14 protein-coding genes are annotated in these 13,290 nt (G+C 72.2%); 6 read left to right on the forward strand and 8 right to left on the reverse strand.

Annotated features, from left to right (window positions below):
- The first annotated feature begins 44 nt into the window (after positions 1-44).
- The 3 genes from ACZ4NB_RS28955 (at position 45) to ACZ4NB_RS28965 (ending at position 3,530) form a co-directional block, all read left to right on the forward strand.
- On the forward strand, positions 45-1,364 hold the full coding sequence (locus tag ACZ4NB_RS28955) for a Bcr/CflA family multidrug efflux MFS transporter (protein WP_467665985.1): 1,320 nt from the start codon (positions 45-47) through the stop codon (positions 1,362-1,364).
- 56 nt (positions 1,365-1,420) lie between these two features.
- Positions 1,421-2,497, forward strand: a complete 1,077-nt coding sequence (locus ACZ4NB_RS28960; protein ID WP_467665986.1) for a serine hydrolase domain-containing protein — start codon at positions 1,421-1,423, stop codon at positions 2,495-2,497.
- Positions 2,498-2,573: 76 nt separating this feature from the next.
- Entirely contained in the window at positions 2,574-3,530 is a 957-nt protein-coding gene (locus ACZ4NB_RS28965) for a small ribosomal subunit Rsm22 family protein (RefSeq protein WP_467665987.1), read from the forward strand.
- Between the two features lie 26 nt (positions 3,531-3,556).
- Here the strand turns inward: ACZ4NB_RS28965 and ACZ4NB_RS28970 are convergent, their stop codons facing one another.
- Complete coding sequence (locus tag ACZ4NB_RS28970) at positions 3,557-3,730, reverse strand: DUF6243 family protein (RefSeq protein WP_467665988.1); 174 nt, start codon at positions 3,728-3,730, stop codon at positions 3,557-3,559.
- 130 nt (positions 3,731-3,860) lie between these two features.
- Here ACZ4NB_RS28970 and ACZ4NB_RS28975 point away from each other — a divergent pair, with 130 nt between their 5' ends.
- Both ACZ4NB_RS28975 and ACZ4NB_RS28980 read left to right on the forward strand, forming a co-directional pair.
- Complete coding sequence (locus tag ACZ4NB_RS28975; RefSeq protein WP_467665989.1) at positions 3,861-4,460, forward strand: TetR/AcrR family transcriptional regulator; 600 nt, start codon at positions 3,861-3,863, stop codon at positions 4,458-4,460.
- A gap of 163 nt (positions 4,461-4,623) precedes the next feature.
- A complete protein-coding gene (locus ACZ4NB_RS28980) occupies positions 4,624-5,376 on the forward strand; it encodes a bifunctional DNA primase/polymerase (RefSeq protein WP_467665990.1) in 753 nt (250 codons plus the stop codon).
- A gap of 78 nt (positions 5,377-5,454) precedes the next feature.
- On the opposite strand, the gene ACZ4NB_RS28985 is transcribed toward ACZ4NB_RS28980, so the two are convergent.
- From ACZ4NB_RS28985 to map, 6 genes are all read right to left on the reverse strand, one after another.
- A complete protein-coding gene (locus ACZ4NB_RS28985) occupies positions 5,455-6,405 on the reverse strand; it encodes an SCO2278 family lipoprotein (protein WP_467665991.1) in 951 nt (316 codons plus the stop codon).
- Complete coding sequence (efeU, locus tag ACZ4NB_RS28990) at positions 6,317-7,309, reverse strand: iron uptake transporter permease EfeU (protein ID WP_467665992.1); 993 nt, start codon at positions 7,307-7,309, stop codon at positions 6,317-6,319. Before efeU ends, ACZ4NB_RS28985 begins: the two co-directional genes overlap by 89 nt.
- Before the next feature lie 83 nt (positions 7,310-7,392).
- Positions 7,393-8,739, reverse strand: a complete 1,347-nt coding sequence (gene efeB, locus ACZ4NB_RS28995; protein WP_467665993.1) for an iron uptake transporter deferrochelatase/peroxidase subunit — start codon at positions 8,737-8,739, stop codon at positions 7,393-7,395.
- Positions 8,740-8,766: 27 nt separating this feature from the next.
- On the reverse strand, positions 8,767-9,921 hold the full coding sequence (efeO, locus tag ACZ4NB_RS29000; RefSeq protein WP_467665994.1) for an iron uptake system protein EfeO: 1,155 nt from the start codon (positions 9,919-9,921) through the stop codon (positions 8,767-8,769).
- A gap of 477 nt (positions 9,922-10,398) precedes the next feature.
- Complete coding sequence (locus tag ACZ4NB_RS29005) at positions 10,399-11,097, reverse strand: biliverdin-producing heme oxygenase (RefSeq protein WP_467665995.1); 699 nt, start codon at positions 11,095-11,097, stop codon at positions 10,399-10,401.
- A gap of 269 nt (positions 11,098-11,366) precedes the next feature.
- Positions 11,367-12,224, reverse strand: a complete 858-nt coding sequence (gene map, locus ACZ4NB_RS29010; protein WP_393496976.1) for a type I methionyl aminopeptidase — start codon at positions 12,222-12,224, stop codon at positions 11,367-11,369.
- 65 nt (positions 12,225-12,289) lie between these two features.
- Between map and ACZ4NB_RS29015 the strand changes: the two genes are divergently transcribed.
- Positions 12,290-12,535: a hypothetical protein gene (locus tag ACZ4NB_RS29015; protein WP_467665996.1), complete on the forward strand. Its 246-nt coding sequence runs from the start codon at positions 12,290-12,292 to the stop codon at positions 12,533-12,535.
- A gap of 88 nt (positions 12,536-12,623) precedes the next feature.
- Here ACZ4NB_RS29015 and ACZ4NB_RS29020 read toward each other — a convergent pair whose 3' ends face one another.
- On the reverse strand, positions 12,624-13,253 hold the full coding sequence (locus ACZ4NB_RS29020) for a hypothetical protein (RefSeq protein ID WP_467665997.1): 630 nt from the start codon (positions 13,251-13,253) through the stop codon (positions 12,624-12,626).
- Positions 13,254-13,290: the final 37 nt, after the last annotated feature.

The raw sequence follows: 13,290 nt of genomic DNA on the forward strand, positions 1-13,290 counted from the left end.
GCATGACACCATGGTTCAGTCATCAACGACCCATGGAGACGCTCATGACAGAGCCCGGCCCCAGCACGGCCGAGACCCAGGACCCGCCCGCCATAACCGGGCGGGGCGCGGCGGCAGCACTTGCCGCGCCCCGCCGCACCGGCCTGCTGGTCACCCTCGTCCTCGGCGGTCTCACGGCGCTCGCGCCGCTCTCCATGGACATGTACCTGCCGGCCCTGCCGCAGGTCACCGCCGCCCTGCACAGCCCGGCCGCCACCATCCAGCTCACCCTCACCACCTGCCTGGCGGGCATGGCGCTGGGCCAGATGATCGTCGGTCCGATGAGCGACAAGTGGGGGCGCCGCCGCCCGCTGCTGGCCGGCATGGTGATCTACGTCCTGGCCACCGCCCTGTGCGCGGTGGCCACCGACGTCGCCTTCCTCATCGCCTTCCGCCTGCTCCAGGGCCTGGCGGGGGCCGCCGGCATCGTCATCGCGCGGGCGGTGGTGCGCGACCTCTACGACGGCGACGCGATGGCCCGCTTCTTCTCCACCCTCATGCTGATCTCCGGCGTGGCACCGGTCGTCGCCCCGCTCATCGGCGGCCAGATCCTCCAGATCACCGACTGGCGCGGCGTCTTCGTGGTGCTGACCGCGGTCGGCGCGGCGCTCACCCTCCTGGTGTGGCGCACGCTGCCGGAGACCCTGGCGCCCGAGCGGCGCCACCCCGGCGGCCTCGGCCAGACCCTGCGCACCATGCGCGATCTGCTCGCCGACCGGGGCTTCACCGGCTACCTGCTCGCCGGCGCCTTCGCCTTCGCCGCCCTCTTCGCGTACATCTCGGCCTCGCCGTTCGTCATCCAGGAGATCTACGGCGCCTCCCCGCAGACCTTCAGCCTGCTGTTCGGCCTGAACTCCGTCGGCCTGGTCCTCGCCGGCCAGATCAACGGAAAGGTGCTGGTCGGCCGGGTCAGCATGGAGAAGGTGCTGGGCTGCGGCCTGGTGCTGATCGCCGTCGCCGCGGGCGGACTGCTGCTGATGTCCGCCGGCGTCCTCGGCACGGTGGGCCTGGCCCCGATGGCCGCCGGCCTCTTCGTCCTGATGACCGGCATGGGCCTGGTCCTGCCGAACGCCAACACCCTCGCCCTGCTGCGCACCCCGCACGCGGCCGGCTCCGCCTCCGCGCTGCTGGGCACCTCGACCTTCCTGCTGGGCTCGGTGGCCTCCCCGCTGGTGGGCGTCGCGGGCGAGCACACGGCCGTCCCGATGGCCCTCGTGCAGCTGGTATGCGCCGTTTTGGCGCTCGTCAGCTTCCTGGGAATGTGCCGCCCGTGGCAGCGTAGGAAGGAGAGCACCCCGACCGAGGGCGAGAGGACCCGACCCTGAAGGCACCGAGACTCACCTACGGCACGCCGACCCAGGCGGGGCTGGACCCGGCCTGGGTGGAACGGCTGGTCCGCGGTGTGCGCGCGCTGCCCGACGGGCGGCCGCCGTGGTGCCCGGGGGCCGTGGTGCTGGCCGGCCGGGGTCCGGTCGTGGTCGCCGAGGCCGCCGCGGGCTGGGCGCACCGCTACCGTGCCTACGACCCCGAGCGGGACCGGGGGCTGGATCTGCCCCGCGAGCAGTGGGAGCCGATGCGGGTCGGCACCGTCTTCGACCTCGCCTCGCTCAGCAAGCTCTTCACCGCCATCGTCGCGATCCAGCAGGTCGAGCGCGGCCGCCTGGTGCTCAACGACCAGGTCAAGGCCCATCTGCCGGCCTTCGCCCCGGGCATCACCGTCCGCCAGCTGCTCACCCACACCTCCGGACTCGCCCCCGAGCTGCCCTTCTACGAGCGCCGGGACCGGGCCGCCCAGCTGGAGCTGCTGTGGCGGGAGGCGGCCGCCCCCACCGGCCGCCCCGACACCAGCTACCTCTACTCCGACGTCAACCTGATCTCCCTCCAGCTGATCCTGGAGCAGCTCACCGGCCGGCGTCTGGACGCCCTGGTCCACGAGGGCATCACCGGTCCGCTGGGCATGTCCAGCACGTGCTACGGCCCGCTGGCGCCGCCCGGTGTGGCGGCGACCGAGGACCAGCGGCGCCCCTGGGCCAAGGCGGACCGCGGCATGATCCGCGGCGAGGTGCACGACGAGAACGCCTGGGCGCTGGGCGGGGTGGCCGGTCACGCGGGCCTGTTCTCCACCGCCCAGGACCTCGCCGTGCTGTGCCGCACGCTGCTCAACGGCGGCGCCTACGGCTCCGCCCGGATCCTGGGCGCCGGCGCGGTCGCCGCGCTGCTGGACCCGCCCGGCCTCGGCTTCGGCATCGACCAGCCGTACTTCATGGGCGAGTTGGCGGGCCGGGGCGCTGCCGGGCACACCGGCTTCACCGGCACCAGCCTGGTCGTGGACCGCGCCACCGACACCTTCCTGATCCTGCTGGCGAACACCGTCCACCCCCGCCGCCGGATCAGCGGCAGCGCGCCGCGCGCCGCGGCCGCCACCCGCCTGGCCAGAGCCGTGGTGGGGGCCGTCTGAGGCACGGCGGGCGGGAGGTCCGCTGCGCCGTCCGGGCGCGGGGGAGCGCGCCCGGGCCCGCCGTAGAATTCCTCCAATGCACGAGGAACTGCGCGCCGCACTGGCCGGCCTGCTCGACGGCCTGCCGCCCAAGCAGGCCGCGCAGGCGGTGGACCGCCTGATCGCCAACTACCGGGGACGCACCCCCACCGACGCCCCGGTCCTGCGCGACCGCGCGGACGTGGCCGCGTACGCCGCCTACCGCATGCCGGCCACCTTCGAAGCCGTACGGGCCGCGCTGGCCGCCTTCGCCGCCCGGGTCCCCGACTGGTCGCCGGCCACCCATATCGACATCGGCGGCGGCACCGGCGCCGCGACGTGGGCCACCGCCGCCACCTGGGACGGCCACCACAGCACCGTCTGGGACTGGGCCCAGCCCGCCCTCGATCTGGGTGCCGAACTGGCCGCCGGCGTGCTGCCGGACACCGACTGGGAGCGCCGGACCCTCGGCGAGGGCCTCACCCTCCCCGCCGGTACGGACCTCGTGACGGTCTCCTACGTGCTCGGCGAACTCCGCCCCGAGGACCGCCGCGCGGTTGTCGCCGCGGCCGCCGCCGCCAAGAGCGTCGTCCTCATCGAGCCCGGCACGCCCGACGGCTACCTCCGTATCCGCGAGGCCCGCACCCAGCTCGTCGAGGCCGGGCTGCGGATCGTCGCCCCCTGCCCGCACAGCGACACCTGCCCCATCGTCCCCGGGGAAGACTGGTGCCACTTCTCCGCCCGGGTCAGCCGCTCCTCGCTGCACCGCCAGGTCAAGGGCGGCTCCCTGCCGTACGAGGACGAGAAGTTCGCCTACGTGGCCGCCACCGGCCTCGACGCCGCCCCGGCCGCCGCCCGCATCGTCCGCAAGCCCCAGCTCCGCAAGGGCCAGGTCCTGCTGGAGCTGTGTACGACGGACGACGGCCTGGAGCGCGCCACGGTCACCAAGCGGCACGGCGACCGCTACCGCGCGGCCCGCGACGCGGCGTGGGGCGACGACTGGGACCGCCCGTAGGGTCCGCCCCTTCGGACGGCCCCCGGTCAGTCCTTGCGGGCCCGCTCCTGGAACTTGCGGAGCAGCTCGCGGCGCCGGTCCTGCGGATCCGGCTGACCGTGGCCACTACGGGCGCCGCCGGCGCCGCGCAGCGCACCGCGCGAGAGCTTGCTCCGGGTGCCTCCGACGCCGAGCATTCCGCCCGCGTTGCCCTTGCTCATGGGGATCCCCTCTCCTCGTCGACCACTTTCGCGAGACGGTCCGTCTCGCTTGATGTCCACCACTATGGACCGAGACGCTTCGTATCGTCAAGACGATACGTCTCGCCTCTTCCTCGCTAGACTCCGCAGCATGGCCAGCAAAAGCGCACCCGACGCCTCCCGCCGCAGCGAACGCTCCCGCCGCGCGATCTTCGACGCCGCCCTCACCCTCGTCGGCGAGGTCGGCTACGAGAAGCTCACGATCGAAGGCATCGCCTCCCGGGCCGGGGTCGGCAAGCAGACGATCTACCGCTGGTGGCCTTCCAAGGCCGCCGTCCTGCTCGACGCCTTCACCGCCGGCGTCGACGAGGACTACGAAAAGGGCCTGCCGAACACCGGTGACCTGGCCGCCGACCTGAAGTTCGTGCTGCGGGCGACCGCCGACGAGTTCAACGACCCGGCGTTCCAGGCCCCCTACCGCGCCCTCGCGGCGGCCGGCGCCGGCGACGAGGAGCTGTCCCGCTCCTTCGTCGGCCGACTGCTGGAGCCCGGCACCCGCGTCTACGTCGAACGGCTGCGGGCCGCGCAGGAGGCGGGCCAGGTGGCCGACGACATCGATGTGCGGCTGGCCACCGAGATGCTGCTGAGTCCCTTCTCACAGCGCTGGTTGATGCGCACCGGCGAACTGACCCACGAGTTCGTCGACACCCTTGTCGACCAGGTACTGCGTGGTCTGTCCCCCCGCGACTGACCGTGCCGGGCGGACGGCGGACGAGGCCGGCGAGGTGTCGCCGATGGGATGGATTGCCGGTATTCGCCCGTTCTCAGTTCACCCCGGATCCCCACACCGGTCACCCGAAGCGCAGGATGGTGGCAGCATTGATCCCAGACCACCGCTCGAAGTGAGGGGATAGATGGAACGCAAGAGCAGGTTCTCCCAGTGGCTGCGCCGGCCGAAGAGCGGATCGGACGGCGGCGATACGGACACGGGATCGGCGGCCGCGCGCGGCCGCGAGGACCTGCTGCTGGCCGCGGCCGACGCGGGCTTCCCCGTCGCCCCGGCAGCACACCCCTCCGGCTACGGCTGTTCCTGTGAGCGCGTCGGCTGTCCCACTCCGGGCCGACATCCCATCTCCTTCGGCTGGCAGACCGTCGCCACCACCGACCGCGACATGGTCGCCGCCTGGGTCCGCACCCTCCCGCAGGCCAACTTCATCACCGCCACCGGCATCGCCCACGACGTGCTCGACGTCCCCGTCGAGGCGGGCCGCAGCGCCCTGGGGCGCCTGGAGGCGGCGGGCATCGAGGTCGGGCCGATCACGCTCAGCGGCGCCGGCTTCGGCGACGGCCGGATGCTGTTCTTCACCGCCACCCGCGGCACCCCGGACGACGAGGACGAGTGGTGGCCCTGCGAGCTGGACTGCCACCCCGAGACCCTGGAAGACCACCCGGGGCTGCGCTGGCACTGCCGCGGCAGCTACGTACTCCTGCCGCCCTCGGCGCTGCCCGGCGAGCAGCCCGCGGTGACCTGGCTGCGCGGCCCCGAGCTGACGCTGCCCGACCCGCTGACGCTGCTGGAGTCGCTGACCGACGCCTGCGCCGAGTTCCACGACCGCACCGACCGCGAGCCCTACCACGAGTCGGCGGCCTGGCCGATCGGCCGCTGACCCCCGCTCCGCACACCGAAGGGGCCGCCGGGATCACCCGGGCGGCCCCTTCGGCGTCGGCGACCTTGCGCGGGTCCCCTACTGAGGCTTCACCGAGGTCTTGCCCTCGCGCCGGTTGAGGAAGACGACCTTCCCGCCGGACCCCTTGGCCGGCACCGTGACCGCCTGGGACGAGACCGTGGTGAAGGCCATCCGGTTGGTCTTCTTCTGCGGGCCCTCGACGAGCCCCCGCAGACCCGCCGGCACCGTGATCACCGACCCCTCGGAGACCGTCTTCTGCTGGTGGTAGAAGGTCGAGAAGAACACCAGCGCACCGCCGTCCGTCGTCCGCAGCGCCACCGGCGGCGCCTCCGAGGCGGTGTCCTCCCACAGGATCCGCGCACCGAGCTGGTGGGAGTCCTTGGCGCGCCGCTCCCGCCAGCCGTCGGTGTTCGGCCCCGAAGCGAAGGCGCCGCCCTTGCCGGTGTTGAGGAAGTCCGCGTAGCGGCGGCTCAGCTTGCCCGGGTCCACGGTCAGGCCCGACGCCGCGCCGGCGGGCACCGCCTCCGCGTAGCCGTCCTCGTCCGTCTTCAGCTCCGGCGCCTTGTTCCCGGGGAACTGGGCGAAGTACTGCGCGCGCCACTTCTCGTCGATGCCGTCGCGGCCGAACACCAGGAACCAGCGGGTGTTCTGGCCACTGGCGTCCTTGCGGTTGCTGAGCGCGTCCGCGAGGAAGTACTTCGGCCAGCCCTTCTGCTTGGGCACGGTGAAGTGCGCGTCCTTGAACGCCAGCGCGGGGAAGCCCGGGTTGCCCTGCGGCCGCAGCGCCTGCGCGGCCTTTATCCCGGCCTGGTCGATGGCGAGCAGCGGGCCCGCCTCGAAGGACGGGTTCAGCTTCGGATCGAGCCGGCGGTTGGCCTTGTTGAAGCCGTCGGCGAAGCGGTCGAGCGCCTTGGCGCCCTCAGCCTTCGACACCGCCGGCAGCATCTCCCTCTCGCCGTGCACCGTCATGCACCCGCTCAGTATCAGCAGCGCCGTCGCTGCCGACATCAGAGTTACGGGCACCCGGAACGGCGACCTGCGTGTCATGGGGCTCGGGCTCCTTCGGGGCGACCGGGGCGGACTGGGCGGCCGCCGGGGTGGCACGATTCGGCGACACCCTACCCGGGGCGAGGAAGAACAGAAGCGTGGGGATCAGATACAGAGCCCACACCGTGACCTGGAGGACGGTCGGGTCCGGCTGGAAGTTGAAGACGCCCTTGAGCAGCGTGCCGTACCAGCTGTCGGCCGGGATCTGCTCGCTGATGTCGAACGCCTTGCTGCCCAGCCCCGGCAGGAACTCGGCCTCCTGCAGGTCGTGGAAGCCGTACGCCAGCACGCCCGCCGCGACCACCACCAGCATCCCGCCGGTCCAGGTGAAGAACTTCGCGAGGTTGATCCGGACCGCGCCGCGGTAGAACAGCCAGCCCATCAGAACCGACGTCGCCAGCCCCAGCAGCGCCCCGACCAGCGGCCGTACGCCGTCGTTCGCGGACTGGGCGGCGGTCCAGACGAACAGCGCGGTCTCCAGGCCCTCCCGGCCCACCGACAGGAAGGCGGTGACCACCAGCGCCACGGTGCCCATCTGCAGCGCCGCGTCCAACTTCCCGTGCAGCTCCTGCTTCAGATGCCGCGCGGTGCGCCGCATCCAGAAGACCATCCACGTCACCAGGCACACCGCGACGACGGACAGCGATCCGCCCAGCGCCTCCTGCGCCTTGAACGTCAGGGTCTGCGAGCCGAACTGCAGGGCGGCCCCGAACCCGAACGACAGCACCACGGCGAGCGCGATCCCGAGCCAGACCGGGCGCAGCGCCTCCCGCCTCCCGGTCTTGACCAGATAGGCGATCAGGATGCAGACGACGAGGCTGGCTTCCAGGCCCTCGCGCAGACCGATCAGGTAGTTGCCCAACACGTCGGGGCCTTCCCTTCCTTCGTACGGCGGCAGTCAGATGGCGGCAGTCTTGTTTCCGGCGCGGCCGAGCGGCGCCGGCGGCGTCAGGCGAAGAGCTCCCGGCCCCACCAGTCGTCGCCGTCGCGGACGCCCGGCGGCACCGCGAAGAGCGCGGAACCGACGTGCTGGATGTACTCGTTGAGGGCGTCGTTGGCCGCCAGCCTCCGCTGCAGGGGGATGAAGCCCTCGCGTACGTCGCGCTGGTAGGCGAGGAAGAACAGCCCCGCGTCGAGCCGGCCCAGGCCGTCCGTGCCGTCGGTGAAGGAGTAGCCGCGGCGCAGGATGCGCACGCCGTGGTTGGAGTCCGGGTGCGCGAGGCGTACGTGGGCGGTGGGCAGCATCGACTTCAGATGCGGCTCGTCCCGCTCGTTCTTCTTGCCGACCGCGGCGCCCTCGCCCTTGTTGCGGCCGAAGATGTCCTCCTGCTCCTGGAGCGAGGTGCGGTCCCAGGTCTCGATGTGCATCCGGATCCGGCGCGCGACGAGGTAGGAGCCGCCGGCCATCCAGCCGGCCGCGCCCTTCTCGTCGCCCTCGCCGACCCACACGTGCTTGGCCAGCGCGGCGTGGTCGGTGCCCGCGATGTTCCGGGTGCCGTCCTTGAAGCCCATCATGTTGCGCGGTGTCTGGGCCTCCGGCGTCGTGGAGGAGGTCTTGCCGAAGCCGAGCTGCGACCAGCGGATGGCTATCTTGCCGAAGCCGATCCGGGCCAGGTTGCGGATCGCGTGCACCGCGACCTGCGGGTCGTCCGCGCATGCCTGGATGCACAGATCGCCGCCGCTGCGCGTCTTGTCGAGGTTGTCGCCGGGGAACTGCGGCAGCTCGGTCAGCGCCGCGGGCCGGCGGCCCTTGAGGCCGAAGCGGTCCTTGCCGTCCTTCTCGAACAGCGACGGGCCGATGCCGAAGGTCAGGGTGAGCCGGGACGGCGGCAGGCCGAGCGCCTCGCCGGTGTCGTCCGGCGGCGCCTCCGCCAGCCCGCCGACCGCGCCCTCGCCGACCGCGTCGCCGGCGGTCATCTTCGCCGCCGCCTTCGACCAGTCCTTGAGCAGCGCGATCAGCTCGTCGCGGTCGTCGGTGGTGACGTCGAACGCGGCGAAGTGCAGCCGGTCCTGGACCGCGGTGGCGATACCGGCCTGGTGCTTGCCGTGGAAGGGGACCGCGGCACCCGCGGTCACGTCCGCGGCGGCCGGCTGGGCATCGCCGCCGGCGCGCAGCGCCGCCGCCGTTCCGCCGGCCGCGACCGCGCCGAGCGCCAGTCCCGCGCCGCCCCAGCCCAGCAGCGAACGCCGGGAGGGCGCCCGCCCGTTGGCGGTCTGCTCGGCCGCGGCGTCGGTGGCGGCGGTGTCCTCGGCGGCCGCCTCGCCCTGGGCGCCGGTGCTGTTGTCGTGCGTCATGGTGACCCCCTGTGGCCTGGCAGTGGACTACTTGGCGGCGGCCACGGCGGCGGCCAGCTTCGACAGCGGCTCGGCCAGCGCGTTGACGGCGTCGGAGAGTTCCTTCTGCTCGCTCTTGTCGACCGTGTCGTAGGAGACGAAGCCGTCGGCGGACTTGTCGTCGCGGTGCGCCTCAAGCCGTGCGTGGATCGCCTTGAACTGCTTGTCCAGCTCCTTGGCCAGCGCCGGGTCGTTCTTGGCGGCGACCGGCTTCAGCAGCTGGTAGGTCTTCTCGGCGCCCTCGACGTTGCCCTGGAAGTCGACCAGGTCGGTGTGGCTGTAGCGCTCCTCCTCACCGGTGACCTTGCCGGTGGCCACCTCGTCGAGCAGCTCCTTGGCGCCGTTGGCCATGCTGGTCGGGGTGATCTCGGCCTTGCCGACCCGCTTCTGCCAGTCCTTGAGGTCCGTCATGAGCTGGTCGGCGAGCTTCTTGTCGTCCCCGGAGATCTTCTTCTCCTCCCACAGGGACTTCTCCAGCTTGTGCCAGCCGGTCCACTTCTGGCCCTTCTTCAGGCCGTCCTCGCGCAGGTCGACCTTGGGGTCGATATCGCCGAACGACTCGGCGACCGGCTCGGTGCGCTCCCAGCCGATCCGCGAGACGGCGTAGGTCTTCTTGGCCTCGTCCAGGTCGCCGGCCTTGACCGCGTCGGCGAACTTCTGCGCCTTCGGGATGGTCTGGTCGGCCTGCTCCTGGGCGTAACTGCGGTACGCGGCGACCGCGGCGTCCAGCTTGGGGTCGCGCTTGGCGGTGGTGGCCTTGCCGCTGGCGGTCACCTTCTGCCGGATCCCGTCGCCCTTCATACCCGGCTTGCAGGCGATCTCGTACGAACCGGCCTTGATCTCGGCGGTGATCTCCGTGCTGGTGCCGGGCCCGATGTTCTCCCGCTCGGTCACGATGCGGTCGCCGGGCGCGTAGACGTACACCTCGGTGACCTTGGAGCCCTTGTTCTGCACCGCGAAGCGGACATGTCCGGCGGGGAACTCCTTGGCGGAGAGCTCACAGCTGGAGTCGGTCGCGGTCACCTCGATCGCGCCTTTGCCGCCTCCTGCCTTGCCGTCGTTCTTCGCGGCGCAGCCGGCGACGGCGGTGACGGCCGCGACCGCGGCGATGGCGGCGACGGCGGAGGGGCGAAGGGCTCGCATACGGGGCTCCCAGCGGGCTCGGATGTACGGAAACGACGTACGGGAAGGGTAGACAGACGTTAGGGTCGCCACTAAGGCGGCCCTAACTTATCTGAGGCTTACCTTCTCCTGCCCACCCTGTCCAGTGATCCCGCTCTCATGGGCAACGGCCCGATTACGGATTGATCCATGGCCAGTCACGGAACCGTCAAGCCACGGTCAAGGTAAGGGTCATGGCTCGCGACGGGGCATGACCAGCGGAATTCCGGTCCGCGGCGGCCCGATCGCCTCCACCGGCTGCCGGTGGACCCGCGACAGCAGCGCGCCGGGTCCGTCGCACACGGCGGTCGGGCCCTGACCGGCGGCGCCGCCCCGGTCGGCGAGAGCCGCTTCCGCTTCCACTCCGCCTCCGGCGACTACGGCCCGGCGACCGGCGCCCGCACCTCCTGCTGGAACGGCTCGGGCCCGGGGTGGTCGCCCCCCCGGGCCCGTCCGGCGTCACGCGCTCAGCGGGAACTGCTCGCCCAACTCCCTGAAGACCGCGCTGTTCAGCCGGAACGCGCGCTTGCACTCGTCGACCACCCGCTGCTTCTCCAGGTCGTCCACCGGCAGTGCGTCCAGCAGGGTGCGGTACTCGCGCTTGAAGGCGGCGGGGTTGGCTATGTCCTCGAAGACGTAGAACCGCACCCCGTCGCCCTTGCGGGCGAAGCCCCAGGTCTTCTCGGCGGTGCCGCGGATGATCTGGCCGCCGGAGAGGTCGCCGAGGTAGCGCGTGTAGTGGTGGGCGACATAGCCGGCCGGCCAGTCGCGGGCGCAGGCCGCCACGCGGTCGGCGTAGGCGGCGGTGGCCGGCAGCGGCTCCAGGCCGTCGCGCCAGGCGGACCCGCCGAGGTGGCTGAGATCGCGCTCCAGCTCGGCGGTGCGGGCCAGCTCCGGGCGGATGAAGGGGCCCGCCACCGGGTTGCCGGCGAGCGCCTCGGAGGCGCCCTCCAGCGCGCGGTAGACGAACCACAGCTGCTCGGTGTAGCGCCGGTAGGCCGTGACGCCGAGCCGGCCGCCGAGGAGATCGCTCATGAACGAGGAGTTCTCGGCCTCCGTGTGCTGCTCGTGGGACGCCGTGCGGATGACCGTCGAGAACGGCGTGGCGGGAGCGGGCGGATCGGACGGGCTCGGGCTGGACGGGCTGGACGCTGCCAAGGCGGACCTCCGGGGGCCGAGGATGGGTCCCCCCTGCTCAAGCGGATTCGAGAGCTTGGGGAGGACGGGAGCAGGTACTCCGCTGAGCCGCTGACGCTGGGGCTCACGTAACTACTTAGGCTTACCTAAGTCAACCCGTTCCCGACGTCCTGTCGGTAACCAGGCTACCCCTGTTCCCGACGCGCTGTCGGTAAAATGTGCCCCACGTCCCGGACGGCCCCGCGAGGCCGCGCCCCGCCGCCTTCGCCCTACGAAGAGCCCGCCGCCGCTTACGGGAGCGTGAGGATCTCCGCCCCGGTCTCCGTCACGACCAGCGTGTGCTCGAACTGCGCGGTCCGCTTGCGGTCCTTGGTCACCACGGTCCAGCCGTCGTCCCACATGTCGTAGTCGTGCGTGCCCAGCGTCAGCATCGGCTCGATCGTGAAGGTCATGCCGGGCTTGATGTCGGTGGTGTGGTGCGGGCTGTCGTAGTGCGGAACGATCAGGCCGGAGTGGAAGGAGGAGTTGATGCCGTGACCGGTGAAGTCGCGGACCACGCCGTAGCCGAAGCGCTTGGCGTACGACTCGATGACCCGGCCGATGATGTTGATCTGACGGCCCGGCTTGACCGCCTTGATCGCGCGCTGGAGCGCCTCACGCGTGCGCTCCACCAGCAGCTTGGACTCCTCGTCCACGTCGCCGCACAGGTAGGTGGCGTTGTTGTCGCCGTGCACGCCGTTGATGTACGCGGTGACGTCCAGGTTCACGATGTCGCCGTCCTTGAGGACGGTGGAGTCCGGGATGCCGTGGCAGATGACCTCGTTGAGCGAGGAGCACAGGGACTTGGGGAACCCGCGGTAGCCGAGGGTGGACGGGTAGGCGCCGTGGTCGCACATGAACTCGTGGGCGACCCGGTCGAGTTCGTCGGTCGTCACACCGGGCTCGATCAGCTTGGCGGCCTCCGCCATCGCCTGTGCGGCGATCCGGCCGGCGATCCGCATCCGCTCGATCGTTTCGGCGTCCTGCACCTCGGGCCCCGTATAGGGCGTGGGTGCGTCCTTCCCGACGTACTCGGGGCGCGCGATCGAGGCGGGGACGGGGCGGGTGGGGGAGATCTTCCCCGGGACAAGAAGCGACTGGCCAGACATGCCAGCGAGTGTATCCGCGGGCCGTCGGGCAGGATGGTGACACGGAACACCCACAGGAGGCGGCAATGGCGCTGTTCAAGAGGCGGACGGTCGGTAAGCCGGGCGAGTGGTACTACTGCCTCCGGCACCAGACGGTCGAGGAGGGCCCGGAGTGCCGCGCCGCCGACCGCTTCGGCCCGTATGCCAGCCGCGAGGAGGCCGCGCACGCCATGGAGACCGCCCGGGAGCGGAACCTGGAGTGGGAGACCGACCCGAAGTGGCACGACATGGACGCCGGGAAGGGCAAGGGCGGCGCGGGCGAGGACGCGTAGCGGCCCACCCGGACCCGGACGGGGGCACCTCCCGCGCCCGGGGCGACCGGGGGAGCGGCGCGGGGCCCCGAGCACAGGCTCCGGGGCGCTACCACCGCGGGGGCGGCGGCTCCGTCAGGGCGTCGGCGAGGCGGGCCAGGCGGTCGCGGAAGCGGCGGTGCCGGCGGGGCGCGGGCAGGCTGTTCTCGCCGGCGGCCGCGCTGACCAGATGCTGGACGGTGTCGAGGTCGAGGTCCGCGGGGGCATGGGTCCCGCCGTCGGGCGGAGGCGCGGGGGCGGCGAGCGCGTCATGGGCCAGGGCGTGCAGATCGCGGTCGCCGCCGCCCAGCGCCAGTACCGTCGCGCCGTTGCGGCGGGCGTCATGGACCCGCTCCAGCAGCCCGGCGCCCGGCTGCCCCGGCGTGACGACCAGCAGCGTCTCGCCCCGCCCGGCCGCCGCCAGCCGCCCCAGCCCCACCGCCAGATGAGCCGGCGCCCCGCCGGGGACGCGATGGCGCACCAGGGTCGGCGACAGCTCCGGCAGGCCCGACCAGGCGGCCTCGTCGTCCAGATGGGCGGCCAGATGCCAGGGCTCGTACGCGGCGCTGCCGACCAGCAGCAGCCCGCCGCCGTGCGGTGCGACCGCGGCCCGCAGCGATCCGGCGAACCTGCGGGTGGCCTGGACCCACTCCGTCCCGGCGAGCACCTCGCGCAACAGCGCGACCCGTACGGCATCCATGGCACGGCATCCTGCCCCAGGACGGCACTCCCTGGTT

It is taken from the genome of Streptomyces sp. NPDC026575, from assembly GCF_055567415.1.

What these genes read in the sequence shown, in the direction of transcription:
- ACZ4NB_RS28985 (WP_467665991.1), bottom strand. Translation starts at nt 6,405, where the DNA reads ATGTCGGCAGCGACGGCGCTGCTGATACTGAGCGGGTGCATGACGGTG.
- efeB (WP_467665993.1), bottom strand. Translation starts at nt 8,739, where the DNA reads ATGACGCACGACAACAGCACCGGCGCCCAGGGCGAGGCGGCCGCCGAG.
- ACZ4NB_RS28970 (WP_467665988.1), bottom strand. Translation starts at nt 3,730, where the DNA reads ATGAGCAAGGGCAACGCGGGCGGAATGCTCGGCGTCGGAGGCACCCGG.
- efeO (WP_467665994.1), bottom strand. Translation starts at nt 9,921, where the DNA reads ATGCGAGCCCTTCGCCCCTCCGCCGTCGCCGCCATCGCCGCGGTCGCG.
- ACZ4NB_RS28975 (WP_467665989.1), top strand. Translation starts at nt 3,861, where the DNA reads ATGGCCAGCAAAAGCGCACCCGACGCCTCCCGCCGCAGCGAACGCTCC.
- ACZ4NB_RS28955 (WP_467665985.1), top strand. Translation starts at nt 45, where the DNA reads ATGACAGAGCCCGGCCCCAGCACGGCCGAGACCCAGGACCCGCCCGCC.
- ACZ4NB_RS29020 (WP_467665997.1), bottom strand. Translation starts at nt 13,253, where the DNA reads ATGGATGCCGTACGGGTCGCGCTGTTGCGCGAGGTGCTCGCCGGGACG.
- ACZ4NB_RS29015 (WP_467665996.1), top strand. Translation starts at nt 12,290, where the DNA reads ATGGCGCTGTTCAAGAGGCGGACGGTCGGTAAGCCGGGCGAGTGGTAC.
- ACZ4NB_RS28965 (WP_467665987.1), top strand. Translation starts at nt 2,574, where the DNA reads ATGCACGAGGAACTGCGCGCCGCACTGGCCGGCCTGCTCGACGGCCTG.
- map (WP_393496976.1), bottom strand. Translation starts at nt 12,224, where the DNA reads ATGTCTGGCCAGTCGCTTCTTGTCCCGGGGAAGATCTCCCCCACCCGC.
- ACZ4NB_RS28980 (WP_467665990.1), top strand. Translation starts at nt 4,624, where the DNA reads ATGGAACGCAAGAGCAGGTTCTCCCAGTGGCTGCGCCGGCCGAAGAGC.